Here is a 22865-nt window from a genome sequence, read left to right on the forward strand (position 1 = left end):
TTGTCTAGTTCATATGTTCCACACTTCCACTCTAACATGCCTGGAATTACCAGTCACTTAAAACGCCCAGAAGTACATCAACGGCACGTGCACCAACAGCATCACCACGGCCACAAGCACTTGTTGGCGAATCACACCATACTCATCATGCATCTCGAGTAAGGCGGCCGGCAATGCGTTAAAAATCTTTTTTATCCGTTAATGTTTATTTTTAAAGTTAACTTAATTTTTTGTTTAATTTCACTTGACAATAACCTATTTCAAGTGCTAGAATTAAATAAACCGACATTAGTGTCGGTAAAAGGAGATGATCTTTTGAGTAAAAAACTTTCTGCTGACAAACGAAAACATCAGATACAACAAGCTGCTAAAGAAATATTTTTAAAGAAGGGATTTGATCGCACTGTAATGAAAGATATTATGGAAGCAACAGGTCTTTCACGCGGGGGATTATACCATCATTACTCTTCCACATCCGAGATTTTATGCGACATATTGAAGACAGGAAATCAACAACGAATAGACACAATGGAGAAAACTTTTGACCAATCAACTGAGCGCTCCAGCACCGTATTAGCACAACTCACTGTGGACAAAATGTTAGCTTCCAATGATTACTTAAGGATTTATGTCATGTTCCTATCCGAATTAAAGAATGATCAATCTTTAATTGAGTTACATGATCAATTAAAAGCCATGTCCATCGCTAATATTCAAGAACTGCTCAAACAATTCAATTATCCACCTTTACCAGACAACCAATATGAGTTCTTAACGAATCTCATCAATACTTTTTTAGTGGGGTGTGATGTGCTAGGTGTAAGAGAAAATTTTAACAAGCAGCGCTCAGCTCTTGTGTGTATGTTGAAGACGTATTTTGACACTATTAATGAAAGCGAGGAAAAACAATGAATTTAATAAAACAATATATCCGGGAAAATAAACTGGCTTATTTTTTCTCAGTCATATGTGCCATCTTAGGAGTAATTTCCAATCTTTTCATCTATATTATACTAAGCCGTATGATAGTTGCGTTAATTGATGGAGGAATTACGATAAACTATTATCTCCATCATATACTGTGGATTTTTGCATGTCTAGTTATAAAAGAAAGCGTCATGACACTTTCAACAATGATTTCTCATGCGACAACTTACCATATTATACGAGATATCCGCAAAGATCTGATGGACAAACTATTCAAGATGCCTTTGGGAGATATTTTAAGCGAATCATCTGGAAAATTAAAAGATATTATTGTCAATCAAGTGGACAACACCGAAACAACTTTGGCTCATATTATTCCTGAAATGACGGCTAATATACTGGGCCCCATTGTCCTATTTATCTATATGTTAACACTAGACTGGCGAGTAACACTCTTATCACTTATTCCATTAGGTGTTGGTATATTATTTATGATACCTCCAATGAAGCGAGCAAAAGTGAAGTTCCCGCAAGCGGTTAAAATTGGTCAACGTATGAACAACATAATCGTTGAATATATTAACGGCATTGAAGTCATTCGGGCCTTCAATCAACGCAACAAATCTTACACAAAATATAGCAATATCGTCTATGAAAAAGCTTCTTATCACTACAATTGGTTAAAAGAGAATGCAACTGATTATGCAGCTAGTCTTTCAATTGCTCCAATGGGGATTTTGACTATTATTCCATTTGGCCTCTACTTTACAATGGTGGGGTCTCTAGATGGCGGAGTGTTGTTGACATTAATTATTTTGTCTTTTGGAACGATTCAGCATATTATGAAAATTATGATGTTTGAAGATGATTTGGGAAGAGTGTCAACTATTTTTGGTGAGATAGAGACTATTTTGTCTCACGATGACCTTCTCCATGCAAATACACCTGTCGACATTGACACGTATGATATCCACTTAGAAAATGTTGACTTTTCTTATGACGGCGAGAAAAAAATCCTTGATCAGATTAGCTTGAAGATAGAAGAAGGTGCTGTCCATGCATTAGTTGGTGAATCCGGTTCAGGGAAATCAACCATCGCCAAGTTAATGGCAGGATTTTGGGACGTCGATAATGGTCACATAACAATTGGTGGTGCAGATATGCAAGATATACCCCTAGAGACCCTATCTAGTCTTATCTCTTATGTGTCACAAGATAACTTCTTGTTCGATATATCGATTAAAGATAATATCCGGATTGGAAAAGACGATGCCAGTGATCAGGATATTGTAGAAATTTGCCAAAAAGCAGGTTGCCATGACTTTATTATGAACTTATCGAATGGTTATGACACGGTTGCTGGTGAAGGTGGTAGCCATCTCTCTGGTGGTGAAAGACAGCGTATCTCTATCGCTCGGGCAATGATCAAAGATGCACCAATCATTATACTTGACGAAGCAACATCTTATATTGACCCTGAAAACGAAGCCTTAATTCAAGGAGCCATATCAGAGTTAGTTGAAGGGAAAACATTAATTATTATTGCCCATCGATTAAACACCATTACAGACGTTGATACCATTTTTGTTATTAAGAATGGAAAATTAATTGAATCAGGAACACATACAGAATTATTAGAAGGATCAAGTCACTACAATGACTTATGGCAAGCAGCCTTGAAAGGAGCAGACAATGATTAATACATTTAAAAAGCTATGGTACTTTTCCGAAGAAGAACAACCCTACATTAAACAATCCATTATCATCAATTTTTTAGGAGCGATCTTTAATGCGTTGCAATTTGGAGGGATTTATTACGCAGTTCTTGCTATCATAAATCATGATGTTACCATTCAAACAATTGCCGTAGCCATACTCTTTTTAACTCTAAGCATTATTGGGGTTGTCGTCTCCAAAAGAAATGCTATGCTTAAACAAACACACGCTGGTTACTTTATGGCTGCTCATAAGCGAATAAGTTTAGGTGAGAAAATAAAACGCGTGCCTATGGGATTTTTTACCGACGTTAGCCTTGGAAATTTAACAGCTATTGCGACCACTAACTTAGATAATATAGAAATTTGGGTGCCGACATTATTTGTTTTAGTTATAGGTGGGTTGCTCAATTCCATTGTCTTTATTCTCTCTTTATTTTTCTTCTCCTACAAGGTGGGATTGGTTGCGGTTATTGGCTCAATCTTGTTCTTGAGTATCATTGCACTCATGCAGAGAAAATCAAACGCTGCTGCTGATGAAATTCACACTATTCAATCTTCGCTAACAAAAGAAGTCTTAACAACTCTGCAAGGTATGCAAGTCATAAAATCATACAATCTCAGTGGTAAGAACAATACACAACTAGATGAAACAATTAACCAGGCTAGCAAAGCGAGCTTATCTTTAGAAAAGAAAATAGTCCCATATGCTCTAATTGCTAAGCTAATCATTGCCATCACGATCGTCTCCATGTTAATATTATCTGTCAGCAGTTATTTTTCAGGCGACAGTATGTTAGCCCACACAATTATGATTTTCATTGCAAGCTTCGTGATCTTTGACGGTCTACTTACATCTGGTTCAGCCTTAACCATGCTTAGATCAGTCGAAAACACGATAGATTCTTATGATTACGTCCACAGTATTGAAGATATGCCAGAAGGAGATATTGATACCCCTATCAAAACACATAATATCACCTTTAAAAATGTTAGCTTTTCCTACGATAAACGTAACATATTAAATAATATTTCAGCAAAGATTGATGAACACTCTATGACCGCTATTGTGGGGCCATCTGGTTCAGGCAAGACAACTTTTTGTAATCTTATTTCTCGAGCTTGGGACGTGAATTCAGGTGAGATCTTAATTGGAGGCATCAATATTAAAGACTATACGAAAGAAACATTAATGGATACCATCTCGATGGTTTTCCAAGATGTGTATCTCTTTGAAGATACAATCGAAAATAATATTAAATTCGGAAAACCAAACGCTAATCGTGAAGAAATCATCACTGCAGCAAAACAAGCCCGCTGTCATGAATTCATTATGACATTACCTGATCAATACCAGACACAAATTGGTGAAGGTGGAGCCAGTCTTTCCGGTGGTGAACGTCAGCGTATTTCTATCGCACGAGCAATGCTTAAAGATGCACCGATTATTATCTTTGATGAAGCGACCGCTAACATTGACCCTGAAAATGAAGATAAATTAAAAGAAGCCATTGAATCCTTAATTAGTAATAAAACAGTCATTATGATCGCCCATCGCTTGAAGACGATACGCAATGCCGATCAAATTTTAGTATTAGATAACGGAGATATCGTCGAACGGGGTACCCATGATGAACTGATAGATAACAACGGACTCTACAATACACTCATTCAAGCTAAAAAAGCCGCTACATTATGGAAATTAGACAATTAAACAACAAGGGATGAGTTTAATAGAGCTCATCCTTTTTTGATATTATCTTAAAATCGATTTCAACGTATGCTATACTGATAATGAAACACTACAAATATTCAAAAGGGGGAACTCACATCATGCAAGGCGTTGATTTATCTGAAGAGAAGCAAGAATTAGAAGAAGCCATCCGTCAGCTAGGATTCATTCCCAACCATAATTACTTCCGAACGGCACGCGGCATTCACCCACTGTTGAATATATTCATTCGCACAAAATCTTTTTATTATCTTGTCTTTACGGATGACTACCTAATTATGATGTGGCTAGATTATCCCTTTGACAACACTATCGGAGATCATTACGTACAAATCCCACATAAAGATTTGTCTAATTTTTCTGTTGAACAAGTCATCCGTGGGTACTATATTTACTTTGTATATAATGAAGAATCATACTATCTATATATTGATGATGACCCACTAATACGACGCGTACCTAATTACTCTGGCCGTAACTTTCGGTGGCTAAAAGAAGAAAATTTTAAAGGATTACTTGATTGACCGCTCAATCCAAGTGCTTAAAATCGTCCATCCCTACCAACTTGAGAACGAATAGAAGCTCCTTGATAAACTCAGCTTTTCTCATAAGATGGATGAGTCTTTGATTCTCTACTTGCTTTTTATCAAAAATAATTGGTACACTTAATAAGTATGTAATCCATTAATATGTTAGGACCTTATTATGTCACAACGAATCAAATATACTTTATACACGCTATTAGGTGGGCTAATCGCCTTCCCGACTGCTATCATGCTGACTACGCACTTCACTGCCGCTCAGAAAGGGATGCTTCACGGCACCCTATCACTTATTTTATTTGGGATAATTGTGTATCTCTGGTGTTCGTTCAAGCCCTTCACTTGGCAAAAAGCAGGACTCACACTACTTTGGTTAGCTGCTTTTATTTGGGGCTTACCGCTTGCGATTGAGCTGGTTGCTTTTCTCCCAACTGTACTGAAAGGCATTCTCCACGCGGCCCTCATCGTCCTCTTCATCGTCTTATTTGTCATGATTTGGTATAAACCACTCAAACCAACTCAATAGTTACTCAAAAAACCTCGATATTCCGCCCACTAACGGACGGAATATCGAGGTTTTGTCTATCTCTTTAGTGCGTTGCGCCTCCGGTAACTTGCAAATCATCTTTGTCTTTGAAATTAACGATTGCTTCAATGCTGGCTTCCAGACCACGTGTAATGTCTGCTAATGACATCGATGCTTTACCTGGCTTATCCACCACTTGCTCTGGCATAAATGGAATGTGGACAAACCCCGCTCGCGCAGCTGGCAAGTGCTGCTCAGCTAGGTACAATGCTTGATACATAATATGATTGCAAACAAATGTCCCCGCCGAATTCGACACTGAACTTGGCAATCCCGCTTCTTTAATCGCTTCAACCATTGCCTTAATCGGAAGTGTTGCGAAGTAAGCGGGTGCACCCTCTTCACGAATAGCAATATCAACCGGCTGATTCCCTTCATTATCTTCAATACGAGCGTCATCTTGGTTAATCGCCACACGCTCAGGTGTAATACCTGTTCGTCCACCCGCTTGTCCAACACATAGCACAACATCCGGCTGGTGCGCCAACATTGCTTCTTCTAAGACAGCTGCCGACTTGTGGAAGACAGTTGGGATCTCTAGCTTAATAATCTCAGCGCCACTAATCTTATCTGACAAACCTTTCACCGCTTCAATCGCTGGATTCATACTTTCCCCACCGAATGGGTCAAATCCTGTTACTAAAATCTTCATCTTAAAACTCCTTTTCTGTTCTATCATCTGATTGTTATCCATCATTCACTCCAACACGCAAATTATCTGTAAGCAATAATCAGCGACTTAGAACGCCCAGAAGTACATTAATGGAATATGCGCCAACAACATCGCGAGCGCGACAAATACTTGCTGGCGAATAACACCATACTCGTCCTGCATCTCCAATAGAGCCGCTGGTAACGCATTGAAGTTCCCCGCCATTGGGGTAATCAATGTTCCACAATAACCAGCTGTCAGCGCTAGTGCACTGGCTACAACCGGATCTCCGCCAAGTGAGAAGACGAACGGAATCCCAACACCTGCCGTAATGACCGCAAACGCAGCAAAAGCATTTCCCATAATAATTGTAAAAATAAACATCCCTAAAACATAAGCTAATACACCGAATAAGCGGCTACCTTCTGGAACAACTCCACCAATCATCTCAGCGATCACATCACCGACGCCGGCTGCTGTGAAGACACTTCCTAACGCAGCTAACACTTGTGGTAAGATCCCCGTTGTGGATACTTGTTGGGTCATTCGACTATTCTGGTCCAACACATCACTAAATTCCGGCTTCAAGTAGATCACCATCAGAATAGCTCCTAGTAGCGCTCCAAATCCAATCACCACTTGGCCTGTTGCTGGTAATAACTGTGCCACAAATAAGGCAGTCACTCCCAAAGCTAGTACAGGTAAGAACACCGTATAACCATGCTTCTCAGCGCGACGCTCTACTACTTCATCTGCTGTTTCTGGTACGGTTCCGATTTGAACTTGTTTGAATAATGTTAATAGACCCAAGACACAAATTAAGGCTCCGGATGCTTTATGTGGAATATATGATCCCATAATAAAGACAAATCCTAAAATTGCCCAAAAAGCACTTGTCCCTAAATAACGCGGATTCGATCGATCATGGAATGTCCGGTAAGCAACATGCAAAATCTGAATCCCAATTATTATCACAATAATCTCTAGCATCAGTGGTACATACTGCTCAACCGCTGTATTCCACTGTGCAAGTGTTGCTGAAATTCCCATTAGTTACCCTCCTTCTTATGACGCCCACGAATTTTACGGTCAACGTAGAAGTTATATGCTGTTCCGATTAAAGCACATAGAATCCCCGCTGGAATAGAAGCCAAAGCTAACCCAGCTGGATTCGATTCATATCCCAACTCAGCTAACGTTCCTGCCATCATCAAGACACCTGCACTTCCTGCAAACATATTCTGTCCGAAGAAGTTTCCGAAGTTCTCATTAGCTGCTGCTAACCCTTTCACCGCATCATCTTCCGTATCACTCAAGAGCTGTTCCTGAGCAGCATCACTCGCCTTAGCCTCACTATCGGCAAGTGACGCATTAATCGCTGCATCTCCCATTGGCTGAACAATCGGACGTACGAATGAAGCGTGACCACCAATTCGGATAGATAACATCCCTGCGATCAAGCGAAACACTAAGTAAACACTATAAAATAAGCCCATCGTCAAATTCTTGAATCGCTCGATAAATTCTACCGCCTTAATCTTCAGTCCATAACTCTCTGCAATCCCAATAATTGGAATTGATAAGTAAAAAATCGACACAAATCGCTGATTAACAAACGCTGAGCCCAACAACTCGAGAAACTCGCCGAAGCCAATCCCCGACACAAGCGCTGTCGCAATTCCGGCAATAATGACCGTTGATATCGTATCTAACTTCAACACAAAACCGACAACAATCACTAGAATACCGATTAATTTAATCCATTCCATAAACAAACCTCCAAAAAATATTATGTTGTCAAACAACATTCCTTCATTATACACTACAACCTCCAGAATGTATGCATATTCACAAAAAATTAAACGTATTGTAATATTTCTAATAGGAGCTAACATCATATCTTCTGCAGCCTATATTCTTATCAGTTATCTTGAAACAACCGTAACATATTTTCAAGGTAACTAGGAATGGATTCAGTAAGTTCTTCCCTTGTAATATACCCATCGATAATTTTGCCATACAAAAATGGGTCTATCAAAATTCTCAATATTTTTTGAAATCGTTTTTTTATATGTTATACTTAATTTGAACAATATTACAAGTGCTTAGATTGAATATTGGTAAGAATAATATTAATTATAGGTAGTGAGCAAAAATGAATAACCAAAAATACCGTACTGGCAGTTTAATAATTCTGATCATTGTAAGTGGAGGATACCATGGCTATTACATTCCAACAGGTGAATTAGGTTATTGGTGGCTCATATTATTTGTTGCGGGGATGATAGCTTTCATTACCTTCTATGTGCGTGAGTCAACTCATCGTAAAGGAAATTCATTAAGAAATGATGTGCTTTGTCTATTGTTCTCATTTGTCTTCCCCTTGTGGAAGTTGCCATATGGACTGTCAATTCTTATAATGTTAATTGTCTCTGGCATATACATCACCTACATTCACTTAAATGAACCATACACCTAACCCGCACATCGCTACGATTAATGGTAGTGAGGTGCGGGTTTTATTATATGTTTTACTGTTATCGCTCAAATCTACGCTGAACAGCTACATCTTTGAACACACCAGGAATGGGTGCACTAGGCTTATGCGTCGTGACAGTCACGGCTTCAATCGCAGGAAATCGCTTGAGTAAGGTCTGACCAATCGCTGTCGTCAGTGCTTCGAGTAAGTTAAAGGGCTCCCCCTCAACAATCTCCTTCGTGCAGGCATAAACTTCTCCGTAATGGACACTATCGGCCATGTTATCCGTCTCTCCGGCTTTCTCCATATTGGTCTGAATTGTCAGGTCAATGATGAAGCGTTGGCCGAGCTGTTTCTCGGCATCGAATAAACCGTGGTGTCCGTAAAATTCAAGTCCGGTTAGTTGGATGATATCTGTCATAAATAGCCTCCTAGTTGAATTTGATCATATCAAGGACTTCTTGACGCAACTCACGAGAGTCGGCAAAAGTCCCGCGCATCGCCTTCGTAATCGTCTTCGCACCGAACTTCTTAATCCCACGAATAGACATACACATATGCTCTGCTTCTAAGATAACAAAGACCCCTTCTGGATTTAAGTTATCACTCAAGACATCGGCTACATGATTGGTAATACGCTCTTGCATTTGCGGACGTTGCGAGATATCTTCTAGAATACGAGCTAACTTACTCAGCCCGATAACCTTCCCATCTCGCGGAATATAAGCAATATGCCCTTTCCCATAAATCGGTAATAAGTGATGCTCGCATGTCGAATTGAAATCAATGTCTTTCACTAAGACCAATTCACTGCTAGACTCATGGAAGTACTTCTTCGTATGCACAGACGGATCACGCTCAAGCCCCGCGAAACGTTCCTCATACATGCGCGCGACACGTGCGGGAGTCTCCTGCAGTCCCTCACGATTCGGATCTTCTCCCACCGCTATCAGTATTTCTTTAACCGCTTTTTCAATTCGTTGTTTATCAACCATGCTTATCTCCTTCTACTAATCTGTCTAATACAACCTTACGCATCTGTCCAACCATATAAAAACTCCCAAAGGCACAAATCACACCTGGCTGCTCTGATTCTGCTGTAAATTGAATTGCTTGCGTCACTGCCTGATCATAAGACACTGATCCATCCTCTGCATCAACAGCTGCTATAGTGACTGGCTGCTCCCACGCCATCGCTTCTAAGAGGCGGGCCAATTCTTCAGCCGGAAGCCCCCGATCAGAATGAGGCGTCACCGTTATAATATGGTCAAAGTGACTTAACACATCATGCAATGCTTGCTTCACTTCCGCTGTCACTTTATCCGCCAACATACCTACGATCGCACACATCTTGCCCGCATAATGACTATAATCAGTGGTTAAATTTTGACTTAACACGTGCAAGCCATCCTGATTATGTCCGCCATCCATAACGAACGTAACAGACTTCCCTTGAATTGTTTCATAACGACCAGGAAGCTGGGCTTGCGCAAGACCATTCTGTAAGGCTGCTTCCGTCATTTGCCACCCTTGCTTTTGCAATTGTTTAATTGCTTCAATCGCTACTCCTGCATTATACGCCTGGTGTTCACCCGTTAAGCCCAGTCGATAAGACCGATCTTGGTAATGAACAGACCCGCCCGTAGCGTCTTGCTCATAACGACATGCCTCGGCAGCAACCTCTATCACATCTGCATCCATCTCATGTGCTTTTGCCCGAATAACCTCACTAACAACAGGACGATCTGCCTGAGGATAAACCACAACTGGCACACCCCGCTTCATAATCGCTGCTTTTTCAGCAGTAATCTCTGCCAGACTCTCTCCTAAGATAGCTTGGTGATCGAAGCCAATTCGCGTAATAATTGTCAGCTCAGGTGCATCCACCACATTGGTCGCATCCAGACGCCCGCCCAGACCCACTTCCATAATAGCTACATCACACGACTCATGAACGAATGAATCATATGCCAGAGCTGTAAATAATTCAAACTCTGTAAATGACACATCTTCTCCCACTGTCGCTTGATTCAACCGATCAACAGCCCCCAGTAAGGCCTCATCACTCACGGGATGCCCATCTATTTGGATTCGCTCATTGAACGCAGTAAGCGACGGTGAAGTGAATAGGCCCACCTTATAGCCGGCTTGCCTCAAGACGGCTTGTAAGAACGTAGCAACGGATCCTTTCCCGTTCGTCCCTGCAATATGAATCACCGGCACCTTATCTTGCGGATTGTCCAACAATCCCATCAACTCCCGCATCGTCTCCAGCCCCAGCACCATCTCCCCCGCTGGCTTCACCGGCAACTTCTCCTCTAGCACATGATACTCCATTGACTCATCCTTTTTATATTTATATAATCGAAAGACCCTTCTTATCCAAGAAAGGTTCTTCCAACATCTTCATAACTCAACATTATAAGTATGCTCTTACATTTTACCATAACTTATAGCTGTAATCGAATGATTCTTCTTTTTCAAATCATGTTGCAATTCAGATTTTCAAATCATAAGTCCCCGTTTTTTACCACGTGGATGCATCAAGGTGATTAGCTTCGAGACAGAGTCATCACATCAGTATAGCCCTCTGTCAACTCAGCTGCTATGTGGTGTTCAATATCAATCATTAATTTATCTAAGTCCATTAACGTCTTCACGATTGCTCTGCCGGTCTCTTTATCTAACGATGACAAGGCTTCATCAACTAATAATCCCTTGCGCTTGAATAAAATAGCACGAGCGATTTCTAATCGTTTCAATTGACCGCCAGATAAATTCTGACCATCTTCACCGATAACATAATCGAGTCCTGTTTTTTTAATCAATTCACCAATCTGCGCCATTTCACAAGCTTTCATAATTTCTTCGGTTGAAAAATCATGTCCTAGTGTTATGTTCTTCTCAATCGTATCATCAAACACCAGTGCTTGCTGAGAAATGTACCCAAAACATTGCAGAATATCCTCAATATCTAACTCCCGTGTATCAATCCCATTAATATAAATTGTCCCTGAATCTGGGAGTAATTGTTTTGTTAGTAATTTAAAAATCGTCGTTTTTCCCGACCCCGATTCTCCTTGCAACAACACCTTATCTACGCCATTTAATGTCAGATTGAAGTTGTCGAGCACCTTCGTCTCCCCAAAGCTAAATGAAACATCTTTAAACACAACACTTTGAATATGGCCATTTAATTTTTTCGAGCTAGTCGAACGCGGCACAAAGGATAACTCTTTATCAATTTTATCTTTTATTGGTTTTGCGGATTGTAATTCATTTTTTAATCTAACGGTTGTTAACAAGCTATTGATAATCATACTACTCGAATATTGCACAGCCACAAATGTAGCTATAGGTAAATCTCCGGAGATTGTTAAGTACATCCCAATCCCAATCGGAATCATCATCATGGTATACCCCACCATCATAGTGAACATTTGTGCTAAACTAATGGTATTTTGCATCGTTGCATTAGCAGATTCTTTTTTTAAAATATCCTCTGAAACAGATTTAATTTCTTTATTGGTTGCATGGTAGACCATTAACGTCCAAAAATTCTTAAACAAATCAATTAACGAGTGATTAGCCTTAGCAGTTGCTTGAGTCCAATGCTCCGTAGACTGTTGAATTTTTTTGTTCATGAATCCTGAAACAAAATGTGGTACCGCTGCAAAAAGACTAAATATTACGGTTAATAAAAAATTACTGTAAAGTGAAAATGCCAGTACCCCTAACAAGACAATTACTTGTGATATAATTTCAAATTTCTTTCGTAAATAGTTATCCTCAAATAACTTTAAATCATTTTGAAAAAAAGACATTTTATCAGATGAACCTGTATGTTCAAATAATTTAAATTTTTGTTCCTCATTATCTAATATTTTCTTTTGAATAGATGCTTTTTCCTCTTTAACATAGTGATTAATCGTACGATCTTTTATATGTCTGATTCCAGAAAATAAAATATACCCCAGAATAACAACCACTGTATACACGACAACCAAATTCAGTTTCTGCTGTTCAATAATATCAAATACCATAGCATAGGTTGCCGCATTAAAAACTGTTTCTAGCCCACTAATGACAAGAAGGACCCCTATCAAAACTTTTGCTTTTTTATCCATGTTCTATTCTCCTTATTTTATAAATTTCTACCTTCCGTTGCAGACGCCTTCCCTGTTATCATCCCATAAAAAGAGGCACCACCAAATAATAAATGTTGATATCTTAATTGTACACTATTTTTCATTTTTTTCTAATATTTTTATTAAATTTTTGTCGTTCTTGAGTTGGAAAAGTCTGGCATTTTAATTTAACCGGTTACATTTTATTGTTTATTAATTTTACCTCCTATTATTCTTTAACAATTTAAAGAACGAATTCTCGTTATGAGAGAATTCGTTCGTTTTGACCACTTCTGATCACTTGTCCTATGTAGCTGGGAGTTGATGGGTACACAACTCCCATTTTTAGCACCTATTTACTTCATTCTGCCCGACTAACCAATCACTTCAAGGGCTTGTTCAATATGACTAATCGCTTTATTTTTGCCTAATAATTCAATCGCTAGTGGTAATTCTGGTCCGTGCTGCTGACCGGTTGTGGCCACTCGAATCGGCATGTACAGGTTTTTCCCTTTCACACCGGTTTCTTTTTGCACAGCTTTAATCGCTGGGAAGATATTATCCTTCTCGAATACATCCACATCAGCTAAGTGCTTCTTGAAGGCTTCCAGGACAGTTGGGACCGTCTCTCCAGACAATACCTCTCTCGCCCCTTCGTCGAACGCTATTCCTTCCCCGAAGAATAAATCAGCTAAACTAACAATCTCTTGCCCATAGCTCATCTGTTCTTTATACAGATTCGCCAGCTTCGTTACCCACTCCCGATCTGCTTCAGATGGATCAGCTGGGAACACACCCGCTTCCACTAAATGAGGTTGGATCAACGCTACCACATCTTCATCTGGCAGTTCCTTAATATATTGGTTCGTAATCCACTCTAACTTCTTCTGATCAAAGGCAGCCGGTGATGTATTCAACCGCTTATAATCGAACATATCGATAAATTCCTGCTTCGTGAAGATCTCTTCCTCACCTTTAGGAGACCAACCGAGTAAGGTAATAAAGTTGAACAACGCTTCAGGTAAGTAACCTAGATTATTGTACTGCTCAATAAACTGTAAAATCGACTCATCACGCTTCGATAACTTCTTACCCGTCTCTGCATTAATAATTAATGTCATATGACCAAATCGTGGTGGCTCCCAGTCAAATGCGTCATAAATCATTAACTGCTTCGGCGTATTCGAGATATGATCATCCCCACGTAAAACGTGTGAAATCTTCATATGATGATCATCTACCGCACACGCAAAGTTATATGTCGGCGTGCCATCTACTTTCTGAATGACCCAATCCCCACCAATATCTTTTGATTCGAAGGAGATATCTCCTTTAACCATATCATCGAACGTATAAGTTGTTTGCTCAGGAACACGTACTCGAATAACTGGCTGACGTCCTTCAGCTTCGAACTGCGCTTGCTCTTCTTCACTTAAGTGCGCATGACGCCCATCATAATGTGGCATAACACCATTCGCCCGTTGCTCCTCACGCATCTCTTCCAACTCTTCGGAACTCACATAACACTTGTATGCTAAATCACGCGCAAGCAACTCATCCACATACTTCTGATACAATTCATTACGCTCTGACTGACGGTAGGGTCCGAAGTCGCCACCTTGCACAGGCCCTTCATCCCAATCAATTCCCAGCCACTGAAGATACTTCAACTGGCTCTCTTCCCCTTCATCCACATGACGCTTCTTATCCGTATCTTCAATCCGAATAATGAACGTCCCATCATTATGTCGCGCGAACAAATAATTAAACAACGCCGTCCGCGCATTCCCAATGTGTAAATTCCCCGTTGGACTTGGCGCATAACGTACACGAATAGCTTCACTCATCAATATCAAACTCCTTATTATAACCTTACAATTTCAATTCTTATATCCACCCCACATCATACCACAAACACCGTCCATAAGCGAACAATTCAAATAACCGCCACGGTGATGTAACTAGAAGACCACCGCCCAGCAAAAAAGCCTACTCGTAAGCTTAAGTAGACTCTGTTTAAAAAATCAATTTTTTCGCTTCTGAACTAATATTAAAAACTCTTCTTAGAAAACATATTCAATACTAAACACATTATTAATTGATCCATTTTTAAGATGTGTTTGCCGAGCATGCTCTAGTTTTTGGACATCATTGAACTCCTGAATAGAAAAAATCCACTGTATTTCCCTGTTCAAGGACTCAAATCCACCGATTCACGAAACATACCAGCTGTTTGTTAAATACCTGGTATAGTGGATATAGTAACGAAGAAATGCTTCTTCATGATACATATATTATTTGTGTAGCACTTTACGGATAAATCACTTAATTTCTATAATAAAATCCAAATTTATAAACCCATAAAATAAATATACTCTGAACAGTAAACAATGCTATATTTCCATAAACCACATTACTTGCTATAAACATAATCAATATTATTCCTAATGAAATAATGATCATACCAGCTAACTGCCCAAAACAACCTATACCCATCAACGAAGATCTTATTTTTTTAGAGAATGGACTATTTTTTAGAAAGACATCCATTAAAAAATACAAGACCATACCATTGTACAAGAATCCATTCATTAAAATAATAATAGGCATCGTACCTAAAGCTAGTATATATAACATTGAGGCTATTGTATACATGGGGAGTAATAGTTTAGTCAGTATAACTTTATAAGCTGCTCTGTACTGAACAGAATTCTGATTATTAGGCACAAATTCTTTCAGCCAAAATGCTTTATAGCTTGTTGAGAATTGAATCAAATGAATAACGGCGGGTAAAGCAAATGTAGTCGTATAAAGTATGAAAAATAAGCTACTGGGGGTATTTTCTAGTATAAATGATCTTCGTTCACTAGAAATATATACTGGGACTAATACGGCAATCGGAACAATCAATCCCTGAACTAAATTTGGGTATATTTTTGTTTTTAAAACTGTATCACGACTGAGTAATTTCCAATATAGATTAAAATATGGACGTTCTATGCTACTCGCTCTACTTAATATTCTACCTAATTTCATTAATAATGACTGGTGAACAGTCGTATTTTGTCGACTATTTTTTAATAACAAATTTTGTTGAATAACATAGGCTTTTTTGCTATAGAGTACAAAACTCACTATTAAACTAATTATTAGTAACAATGTAAATAGTGTGCTCTCCACTGTGAAGCCATTAATTATTCCTTGAAATGGCGCAGCAAACCACATCGGAAATATTAAAAATTGCCACCAAACTAAATTTATCTCGAATGAATTCCCTATGTCGGTAAGATACTCAATTGACTCTCTAAGAATTGTTCCTGATAAAATGGCAACTCCAGCTACTATTACTTGACTAGATAGTAATACTTTTTGTAAATATTGCTCGCCTACTGTATTTATTATTATTAAAAACACTAAATTTATTATTAATAATACACAAATACCTGCAATAATAATGCCAAGAGCAAACAAAAGTGCTATTAAGGAGGAATACATATATCCTACACGAACGATACTAGGTGCCCCTAGGGAAATACTTAGTAATAGTACATATAGCCCTATGTGCGTAAATTTCGCTACAATGGCAGTTTGGTTTGTTACTGGTTGTGCATTAATTAAAGTTTGCTCAGGTTGTTTTAACAATACATCGGAAAAATATGTAATTAAAATAAAAAACATAAGCCCCATAAACATTGTAAAAAATATACTAAACTGCTGAAATACTGTATCAAAGTGAAATAAATCATATAGTAATATGATTCCTAATGTAGCAAAAATCAAAATTAACCAAATTAGCTGGTTGTTATTTTTGTCTCGCATACCAGGCATCTTGTCTTTTCGCTCATCTAATATCATATTCAAATGTACGATTGCAAAGACTTGATCAGGATTAACGCCCATCATTCTGTAAACAGGAAATAGCCATTTTACCAACACCATATAGGCGGGATAACGTCTATCCGCATGATTTAAAAACTTCCCTTTACCCATTAACTGCCCCACCTTCTTCGTACAAGATCTCTATAAATTTCTGTGCTAGTTCCTCACGTTTATCAAATCCAGTTACGTGATTAAATAGTTTTTCCAAATTATAGTCTGAGCTATCTTTAAGATCTTCAAATGCAGCATCTATTTTTATATGGCCATTATCTAATAAAATAATTCGGTCACTTAACTTTTCAACTGTGTCCATAATATGAGAAGAATAAAAAATAGATTTTCCTTTATCTCTCAACCCGTTTAATACAGCTTTAATAACTTGAATGCTACTTGCATCTAAACCATTAAGCGGTTCATCCCAAAATAAGATATCAGGATTATGTAATAAACTAGCGACAATACTGACTTTTTGTCGCATTCCTTTAGAATATGATGCGATTCGACTTTGAAATTGTTCGTCATCAATATTCAGTAATAATAATAATTTGCTACTGCGATCTACTGCTGTCCGTACGTTAAGCCCATGTAAATCTGCCAAAAATTCAAAATATTCTTTTGCAGATAATTCATCAAATAAAGCAATATTCTCTGGGAGATAGCCAATGCGCTTTTTATAGAGCACATCATCTGTATTTATTTCTTCACCAAATACACGCACTGATCCTTCATCAGCCGATAGTAAGCCCAAAATAATTTTTATAGTAGTACTTTTTCCGGCTCCATTTGATCCAACATAACCAATAACTTCACCGGGATAGACAGCTAACGTAATGTCATCTAATACGACAACTCCATCAAATGATTTACGTATATTTTTCAACTCTAGAATAGGGTGTTGTTTATTCATCAATTATTCCCTTCTTAATTTAATACTTGACCAACTTCGTTTATAATTTAAATACTTACCCAGTATAGCATATACATTTTTTTATCAAAAAAGTATTTTACATTATTTGGTGTTATATTACTTATCTGACGTATCTTCCACATTACTAGTATAACAATAAAAAATTATAATCCTTCCATTTTTCGTGAATTGGTGGATTTGAGTCCCTAAACAGTAAAATTAAATGTTGGTCCCCTGTTCAGAGAATGATGTTAGCCAATTCGCGGAGTTTTGGTGAATGAATAGATTGACTATGATATGATTTTATTGAATAATAGAGGGGAAGAGCTCTGATGAAAAAATTAACAACCAAACAGTTGAAAAATATTTTAGGTGGACAGTATCATAGGAATAGTGACTCGTGGGTTAGACTAAGATGCTTGTTCAACCTAAGGAAAAATTGTTAAAAATAGCGAAAGGGTGATTGTGATTTTAATTAATCCAGTGGTAGCTGTTATATTAGAAATAGGCTTGCATTATATTTTTATGACAATAGCTTTCATTTATCTGTTTAATATTGAGAAAAAATCTATTATAAGATTATTTCTTTTGGGCACTCTATTTTGGCTTTTATCACTCTTTTTAAGTGATTATTTACGTATAGGTAACCTCTCAATGGTTCTATATGGAATAGCCATTTATCGTTATTTCTTAAATGATCGTGCGAATCGTAAGAGAGAGCTTATTCATATACTATTGTTTGTACTTATAAAAGGAAGTATTGAATTTTTAACTGCTCTACCAATTAATTTATTTGCGTTAGGCCATCTGCATAGTCATGTCGTCGTATTTCTATTAGCATCGATAGTTGATGTTGGTCTCTCAGTAACTGTATACAAGCAAGTAATTAAATATTTTAAAAATATTACCTTATCACCCTATGAAACAGACATCCTTAGACACGTACTATTAGGATACAATTTAGCACTAGTTTTTTACTTTGGGTATATGAAGTATCAAGCGTTATATTTTGATCTGTTAGTATTCACAAGTGTTATTCTAGTAGGGAATGGGATTGTCGTAGGCTTGGTCTTGTTCTATGTATCGCGTTATTCCGAAACAAAAACACGAGAAGAAGCAATTAGTCAGCGGTTAGATTATATGGTGAAATATACGAATATTATTGAAGAGAATCAACTAGAGCTTAAGCGGTTCAAGCATGATTATCAGAATCTGTTACTGAGCTTATCTATCTTAGCAGAATCAGGGGACTTAGATAAAATCAAACAAAAAACAGCTTCCTTGAGACAATACTCTGCCCAACAATTATTGAAGGAATATACGCAATATAGTGATCTAGCGCGCGTACACCACACCCTCTTGAAGAGTATCTTGATTGCGAAGTTAACGGAACTTCATCATATGAATATTGTGTTCCGATTTGTCTGCCTTGAACCGGTCAAATCGTTGAATATCGCTGACTTCGACTTAATCCGGATGGTAGGCATTCTGATCGATAATGCGCGCGAGCATGTGAAGGACATGGAGGACGGTATGATCGCTGTATCTGTCCATAAGACGACTCATGGAACCCATATAAAAATCGAAAACACATATGCCAATCAAGTGACCTCAATTACGACACTCATGACGCCCGGATATTCATCTAAAGATGACCACTCAGGACTAGGACTATCGAATGTTGAAAAAATAAAAAACAAATATGATCATGTATTCCTTAATTATCACATTGATGACAAATTCGAAGTCACTCTGATTATAATGAATGAGGAAGGAGAGTACTAGATGCATTCTATTATTATTTGTGAAGATAACCAAGAGCAACTAGCCTATCTATCGATGCTCGTTCAGAATTATATCCAGTTTCATGAGAATCAATTCAGGCTAGTCTATGAAGGAACCGATCCACAAACTACCTTAAATTATATCCAACAAGAAGCAATCAAAAAAGGACTCTACTTGATTGATATTAATTTAGGAGCTGACATGACTGGGGTAGATCTGGCAGAAGCTATTCGTGATAGTGATATTCAGTCCAAAATTATCTTCATTACTAGTGAGGAAGACCAAGCAACTAATATACTGAACCGTCATATTGAACCATTAGCCTATATTACGAAGAATGAAAGATTAGAGACTATGCAATCTAATCTACATCGTGCCCTAGATGATGCATACAGTCGCTTCAGTGAAACAACGGTTCAAACCAAAGATGTATTTTCATTTAATTTTGATACATTAACCTATCAATTCGATTTGGATGAAGTGATCAGTATTGAAGTTTCTGGCGATCACCGACTGACGCTAAAAACGATCACAGGACAGTATGATTTTTTTAACACATTGGCGCAGATCGAACAAGATTATCCCACACTGCTTCGTATTGGACGGTCTGATATAATCAACCCCGTGAACATCAAGCACATCGATTATAAGCGGCGAAATGTGACAATGGTAAATGATGAACAGTTCACAATCGCTGCCAGCCGGATAATACAATTGCGACAACTGTATAAATCATAATAAAAAAGATATGATGCATGGACAACCAATAGATAGCATCATATCTTTTTTTGAGTTTATGGGAAAGTTGATTGCCATAATGTGTGGTATGTTCTTGCTTAAATTTTCTAATGGTATAACATATACCAACGATAAATAAGTGTGGTTGTATTAAATAAGATATGAGCGATTATGACTGGGTAGATTGACTTTGTTTTTATCATAAGTAGGGAGTAGCCAAGGCCTGAGATAAGGTGTTGTGAGATAATGCCATTATGATGGCTGAACGAGAATATCAATGCAGATAAAATAACGGCAAGCCATGTGGGAGTATTCGCTTCAACTAGTTGCCCAAGAATACCCAATCGATAAATGAATTCCTCTAAAATAGGCCCAAGGAAGATAAAAAATAGGATTGATAAGCTGCCCAGATACACATTTTGTTCAAATGCAAATTCATCAAGCAGTGTTTTAGATATTTCGACACTGTTACTTCCAAAGATATAACCTTTTGCTAGTATGAATAAAAGAACAAGTATGAAAATTAGGACATAGCCACCTATACCATAAACCCAATTCTTTTTTTGAAAGAGTGTATTATTCATATAGATCGGAGTGACCGACTTATTCCACCACTTTAGCAACCAAATTAAAAGTATGAATACAACTATTGTATAGATATAACGACTTATGTACGCCGTATTATCTCCAACAAAAGCTGGGAAAATATCTCGGGGGATTTGTCCAACCGAAATAATGAGAGTAGCAATCACAGAAAATATAATACCTAAAAATATAATTTTAACTGGACTACCTATTTTTTTGATAAAACTAGTCATATGTGTATCTCCTTAATAAGATTGTTATGAATATATTCACTATACCAGATATTTAACAAATTATTGGAATATTTCGTGAATCGGTGGATTTGAGTCCGTGAACTGGGAAATACAGTGAATTTTTTCTATTCAGGAGTTCAATGATGTCCAAAAATAAGTAGGCTCATTTAAGTGCGCCTGGCATGGATGATAACTTGGTGATGAAAAACATTATGAACCTTTACAGTAGGAATCGTTAGTTGGAAGCAAAGGTAGCCATAGTAAGGTGGAATCTGAGGGAAGTTAGAAGCAAACACCTACACTGACGAACAAATATTTCATAAGAAAGGCCGGACTGGAGTGGATAAGCTTGCTTAACAAAGTGGAGTCCAATACTGTACAAGATCCGTCAGGTAAATGAAATAGTGACATCGGTGATCAGTTTTTGAAGTGGAATGAATGTTGTGAATCGACGACTCACTCGATTGCTAGCCACTTTACCTACTTTTCCTTTTGGATATAATTTAAGGTAGCTTGTGGATCGGTGCCTTCATAGGCTAGTCTGAATTGATTCTCATGAAACTGGATGTAATTCTGAACGAGCATCGATAGATAGGCTAGTTGCTCTTGGTCATCTTCACAAATAATAATAGAATGCATCTAGTACTCTCCTTCCTCATTCATTATAATCAGAGTGACTTCGAATTTGTCGTCAATGTGATAATTAAGGAATACATGATCATATTTGTTTTTTATTTTTTCAACATTCGATAGTCCTAGTCCCGAGTGATTATCTTTAGATGAATATCCGGGCGTCATGAGTGTCGCAATTGAGGTCACTTGGTTGGCATATGAATTTTCGATTTTTATATGGGTTCCACGAGTCGTCTTGTGGACAGATACAGCGATCATACCACCCTCCATATCCTTCACATGCTCGCGCGCATTATCGATCAGTATGCCTACCATCCGGATTAAATCGAAGTCAGCGATATTCAACGATTCGACCGGTTCAGGGCAGACAAATCGGAACACAATGTTCATATGATGAAGTTCCGTTAACTTCGCAATCAAGATACTCTTCAAGAGGGTGTGGTGTACGTGCGCTAGATCACTATATTGCGTATACTCCTTCAATAATTGTTGGGCAGAATATTGTCTCAAGGAAGCTGTTTTTTGTTTGATTTTATCTAAGTCCCCTGATTCTGCTAAGATAGATAAGCTCAGTAACATATTCTGATAATCATGCTTGAACCGCTTAAGCTCAAGTTGATTCTCTTCAATAATATTCGTATACTTCACCATATAATCTAATCGCTTGCTAATTGCTTCTTCTCGTGTCTTCGTTTCGGAATAACGCAATACATAGAACATGACCAAACCTACGACAATCCCATTCCCTACTAGAACAACACTTGTGAATACTAACAGATCAAGATATAACGCTTGATGCTTCATATACCCAAAGTAAAAAACTAGTGCTAAATTGCATAGAAAAAGTAATCTCTCCATAATCAACAGATCTTCACGTGATAATACAATACGTACTAGATACGTTTTTATTTTTTGGTAAATTTTAAGTGTAACTAATATATTTAGTATACGAATTACCGAAAAAAATAGGATATGGTTTTGCAGTAATTCTGTCTCAAATAGATTAATGGGCACATTGAGAATAAATTCAAAGATATCTTTAATTAAGATGAATAATAGCATATAAAATAATTGCTGACTTTTTTCTGACTTTCTTTCTAGAAAAAAATAGTAAATTACTAAACTATATAGAAAACGTGCTAACCCACCTAACCAAAAGTATTCTTCTAATGCTAAGGCAAATAACCAACAAAACATCAACAATAATATAAGCATAGTGACTTTTAAATTTTTCTTGAATTTAAAGAGACTAAATAGACTAATTGTTAAGAGAATATAATCCAGTCCATAGCTTAGTATAACTGCTACATTAGCATTAACTAAAATGATGATCACCTTCCTACAC

General features: G+C 37.7%; 21 protein-coding genes and 1 pseudogene. 8 read left to right on the forward strand and 14 right to left on the reverse strand.

All coding sequences use genetic code 11. From position 1 onward, the window contains the following. Positions 1-57: 57 nt before the first annotated feature. Positions 58-183, reverse strand: a pseudogene (locus HMPREF9703_RS08855) (5-oxoproline transporter, DUF979 family subunit); the annotation flags it as partial. A gap of 132 nt (positions 184-315) precedes the next feature. On the opposite strand from HMPREF9703_RS08855, the gene HMPREF9703_RS02045 reads away from it, so the two are divergent. From HMPREF9703_RS02045 to HMPREF9703_RS02065, 5 genes are all read left to right on the forward strand, one after another. Continuing rightward, positions 316-912, forward strand: coding sequence for a TetR/AcrR family transcriptional regulator (locus tag HMPREF9703_RS02045; RefSeq protein ID WP_050815186.1), 597 nt, complete (start codon positions 316-318; stop codon positions 910-912). Beyond that, the gene (locus HMPREF9703_RS02050; RefSeq protein ID WP_004635144.1) at positions 909-2627 is read left to right on the forward strand and encodes an ABC transporter ATP-binding protein; all 1719 of its coding nucleotides are present in this window, start codon (positions 909-911) and stop codon (positions 2625-2627) included. The genes HMPREF9703_RS02045 and HMPREF9703_RS02050 overlap by 4 nt, the downstream gene beginning before the upstream one ends. Then, on the forward strand, positions 2620-4356 hold the full coding sequence (locus HMPREF9703_RS02055; RefSeq protein ID WP_004635146.1) for an ABC transporter ATP-binding protein: 1737 nt from the start codon (positions 2620-2622) through the stop codon (positions 4354-4356). The genes HMPREF9703_RS02050 and HMPREF9703_RS02055 overlap by 8 nt, the downstream gene beginning before the upstream one ends. Positions 4357-4475: 119 nt before the next feature. After that, positions 4476-4898, forward strand: a complete 423-nt coding sequence (locus tag HMPREF9703_RS02060; RefSeq protein ID WP_004635148.1) for a hypothetical protein — start codon at positions 4476-4478, stop codon at positions 4896-4898. A gap of 181 nt (positions 4899-5079) precedes the next feature. Further along, complete coding sequence (locus HMPREF9703_RS02065) at positions 5080-5442, forward strand: hypothetical protein (RefSeq protein ID WP_004635150.1); 363 nt, start codon at positions 5080-5082, stop codon at positions 5440-5442. 64 nt (positions 5443-5506) lie between these two features. Here HMPREF9703_RS02065 and pcp read toward each other — a convergent pair whose 3' ends face one another. The 3 genes from pcp to HMPREF9703_RS02080 form a co-directional block, all read right to left on the reverse strand. After that, positions 5507-6154, reverse strand: coding sequence for a pyroglutamyl-peptidase I (gene pcp / locus HMPREF9703_RS02070; protein WP_004635151.1), 648 nt, complete (start codon positions 6152-6154; stop codon positions 5507-5509). An 87-nt stretch (positions 6155-6241) separates the two neighbouring features. Further along, a complete protein-coding gene (locus HMPREF9703_RS02075) occupies positions 6242-7204 on the reverse strand; it encodes a DUF979 domain-containing protein (protein ID WP_004635152.1) in 963 nt (320 codons plus the stop codon). After that, a complete protein-coding gene (locus HMPREF9703_RS02080) occupies positions 7204-7923 on the reverse strand; it encodes a DUF969 domain-containing protein (RefSeq protein ID WP_004635155.1) in 720 nt (239 codons plus the stop codon). The genes HMPREF9703_RS02075 and HMPREF9703_RS02080 overlap by 1 nt, the downstream gene beginning before the upstream one ends. Before the next feature lie 386 nt (positions 7924-8309). Between HMPREF9703_RS02080 and HMPREF9703_RS09120 the strand changes: the two genes are divergently transcribed. Next, positions 8310-8633: a hypothetical protein gene (locus HMPREF9703_RS09120; protein WP_004635156.1), complete on the forward strand. Its 324-nt coding sequence runs from the start codon at positions 8310-8312 to the stop codon at positions 8631-8633. 58 nt (positions 8634-8691) lie between these two features. Here the strand turns inward: HMPREF9703_RS09120 and folB are convergent, their stop codons facing one another. The 7 genes from folB to HMPREF9703_RS02115 all read right to left on the reverse strand — a co-directional run bounded on the left by folB (position 8692) and on the right by HMPREF9703_RS02115 (position 17546). Then, positions 8692-9054: a dihydroneopterin aldolase gene (gene folB, locus HMPREF9703_RS02085; protein ID WP_004635158.1), complete on the reverse strand. Its 363-nt coding sequence runs from the start codon at positions 9052-9054 to the stop codon at positions 8692-8694. A gap of 10 nt (positions 9055-9064) precedes the next feature. Next, entirely contained in the window at positions 9065-9628 is a 564-nt protein-coding gene (gene folE / locus HMPREF9703_RS02090) for a GTP cyclohydrolase I FolE (protein WP_004635161.1), read from the reverse strand. After that, on the reverse strand, positions 9621-10970 hold the full coding sequence (locus HMPREF9703_RS02095; protein WP_004635163.1) for a bifunctional folylpolyglutamate synthase/dihydrofolate synthase: 1350 nt from the start codon (positions 10968-10970) through the stop codon (positions 9621-9623). The genes folE and HMPREF9703_RS02095 overlap by 8 nt, the downstream gene beginning before the upstream one ends. A 215-nt stretch (positions 10971-11185) precedes the next feature. After that, complete coding sequence (locus tag HMPREF9703_RS02100) at positions 11186-12760, reverse strand: ATP-binding cassette domain-containing protein (RefSeq protein WP_004635165.1); 1575 nt, start codon at positions 12758-12760, stop codon at positions 11186-11188. A 374-nt stretch (positions 12761-13134) separates the two neighbouring features. Beyond that, the gene (gene gltX / locus HMPREF9703_RS02105; RefSeq protein WP_004635166.1) at positions 13135-14607 is read right to left on the reverse strand and encodes a glutamate--tRNA ligase; all 1473 of its coding nucleotides are present in this window, start codon (positions 14605-14607) and stop codon (positions 13135-13137) included. A gap of 478 nt (positions 14608-15085) precedes the next feature. Continuing rightward, positions 15086-16750 carry a hypothetical protein gene (locus HMPREF9703_RS02110; RefSeq protein ID WP_004635168.1) on the reverse strand — a complete coding sequence of 555 codons (1665 nt, stop codon included), beginning with the start codon at positions 16748-16750 and terminating at the stop codon, positions 15086-15088. Next, complete coding sequence (locus tag HMPREF9703_RS02115) at positions 16743-17546, reverse strand: ABC transporter ATP-binding protein (RefSeq protein WP_004635171.1); 804 nt, start codon at positions 17544-17546, stop codon at positions 16743-16745. The genes HMPREF9703_RS02110 and HMPREF9703_RS02115 overlap by 8 nt, the downstream gene beginning before the upstream one ends. Before the next feature lie 654 nt (positions 17547-18200). Between HMPREF9703_RS02115 and HMPREF9703_RS02120 the strand changes: the two genes are divergently transcribed. After that, complete coding sequence (locus HMPREF9703_RS02120; protein WP_256998275.1) at positions 18201-19331, forward strand: sensor histidine kinase; 1131 nt, start codon at positions 18201-18203, stop codon at positions 19329-19331. After that, the gene (locus tag HMPREF9703_RS02125) at positions 19332-20069 is read left to right on the forward strand and encodes a LytR/AlgR family response regulator transcription factor (RefSeq protein ID WP_004635174.1); all 738 of its coding nucleotides are present in this window, start codon (positions 19332-19334) and stop codon (positions 20067-20069) included. Positions 20070-20176: 107 nt separating this feature from the next. Here the strand turns inward: HMPREF9703_RS02125 and HMPREF9703_RS02130 are convergent, their stop codons facing one another. The 3 genes from HMPREF9703_RS02130 to HMPREF9703_RS02135 all read right to left on the reverse strand — a co-directional run bounded on the left by HMPREF9703_RS02130 (position 20177) and on the right by HMPREF9703_RS02135 (position 22855). Then, entirely contained in the window at positions 20177-20887 is a 711-nt protein-coding gene (locus tag HMPREF9703_RS02130) for a CPBP family intramembrane glutamic endopeptidase (protein WP_004635175.1), read from the reverse strand. A 480-nt stretch (positions 20888-21367) separates the two neighbouring features. Further along, positions 21368-21526 carry a hypothetical protein gene (locus tag HMPREF9703_RS08870; protein ID WP_004635177.1) on the reverse strand — a complete coding sequence of 53 codons (159 nt, stop codon included), beginning with the start codon at positions 21524-21526 and terminating at the stop codon, positions 21368-21370. Continuing rightward, complete coding sequence (locus tag HMPREF9703_RS02135; protein WP_004635179.1) at positions 21527-22855, reverse strand: sensor histidine kinase; 1329 nt, start codon at positions 22853-22855, stop codon at positions 21527-21529. It abuts the gene before it with no gap. Positions 22856-22865 lie beyond the last annotated feature (10 nt).

This window comes from Dolosigranulum pigrum ATCC 51524 (assembly GCF_000245815.1).
Taxonomy (GTDB): Bacteria; Bacillota; Bacilli; order Lactobacillales; family Carnobacteriaceae_A; genus Dolosigranulum; species Dolosigranulum pigrum.

Coding starts and splice junctions, on each gene's coding strand:
- HMPREF9703_RS02050 (WP_004635144.1), top strand. CDS start 909: ATGAATTTAATAAAACAATATATCCGGGAAAATAAACTGGCTTATTTT.
- HMPREF9703_RS02055 (WP_004635146.1), top strand. CDS start 2,620: ATGATTAATACATTTAAAAAGCTATGGTACTTTTCCGAAGAAGAACAA.
- HMPREF9703_RS02060 (WP_004635148.1), top strand. CDS start 4,476: ATGCAAGGCGTTGATTTATCTGAAGAGAAGCAAGAATTAGAAGAAGCC.
- HMPREF9703_RS02065 (WP_004635150.1), top strand. CDS start 5,080: ATGTCACAACGAATCAAATATACTTTATACACGCTATTAGGTGGGCTA.
- pcp (WP_004635151.1), bottom strand. CDS start 6,154: ATGAAGATTTTAGTAACAGGATTTGACCCATTCGGTGGGGAAAGTATG.
- HMPREF9703_RS02075 (WP_004635152.1), bottom strand. CDS start 7,204: ATGGGAATTTCAGCAACACTTGCACAGTGGAATACAGCGGTTGAGCAG.
- HMPREF9703_RS02080 (WP_004635155.1), bottom strand. CDS start 7,923: ATGGAATGGATTAAATTAATCGGTATTCTAGTGATTGTTGTCGGTTTT.
- HMPREF9703_RS09120 (WP_004635156.1), top strand. CDS start 8,310: ATGAATAACCAAAAATACCGTACTGGCAGTTTAATAATTCTGATCATT.
- folB (WP_004635158.1), bottom strand. CDS start 9,054: ATGACAGATATCATCCAACTAACCGGACTTGAATTTTACGGACACCAC.
- folE (WP_004635161.1), bottom strand. CDS start 9,628: ATGGTTGATAAACAACGAATTGAAAAAGCGGTTAAAGAAATACTGATA.
- HMPREF9703_RS02095 (WP_004635163.1), bottom strand. CDS start 10,970: ATGGAGTATCATGTGCTAGAGGAGAAGTTGCCGGTGAAGCCAGCGGGG.
- HMPREF9703_RS02100 (WP_004635165.1), bottom strand. CDS start 12,760: ATGGATAAAAAAGCAAAAGTTTTGATAGGGGTCCTTCTTGTCATTAGT.
- gltX (WP_004635166.1), bottom strand. CDS start 14,607: ATGAGTGAAGCTATTCGTGTACGTTATGCGCCAAGTCCAACGGGGAAT.
- HMPREF9703_RS02110 (WP_004635168.1), bottom strand. CDS start 16,750: ATGGGTAAAGGGAAGTTTTTAAATCATGCGGATAGACGTTATCCCGCC.
- HMPREF9703_RS02115 (WP_004635171.1), bottom strand. CDS start 17,546: ATGAATAAACAACACCCTATTCTAGAGTTGAAAAATATACGTAAATCA.
- HMPREF9703_RS02120 (WP_256998275.1), top strand. CDS start 18,201: ATGGTTCTATATGGAATAGCCATTTATCGTTATTTCTTAAATGATCGT.
- HMPREF9703_RS02125 (WP_004635174.1), top strand. CDS start 19,332: ATGCATTCTATTATTATTTGTGAAGATAACCAAGAGCAACTAGCCTAT.
- HMPREF9703_RS02130 (WP_004635175.1), bottom strand. CDS start 20,887: ATGACTAGTTTTATCAAAAAAATAGGTAGTCCAGTTAAAATTATATTT.
- HMPREF9703_RS08870 (WP_004635177.1), bottom strand. CDS start 21,526: ATGCATTCTATTATTATTTGTGAAGATGACCAAGAGCAACTAGCCTAT.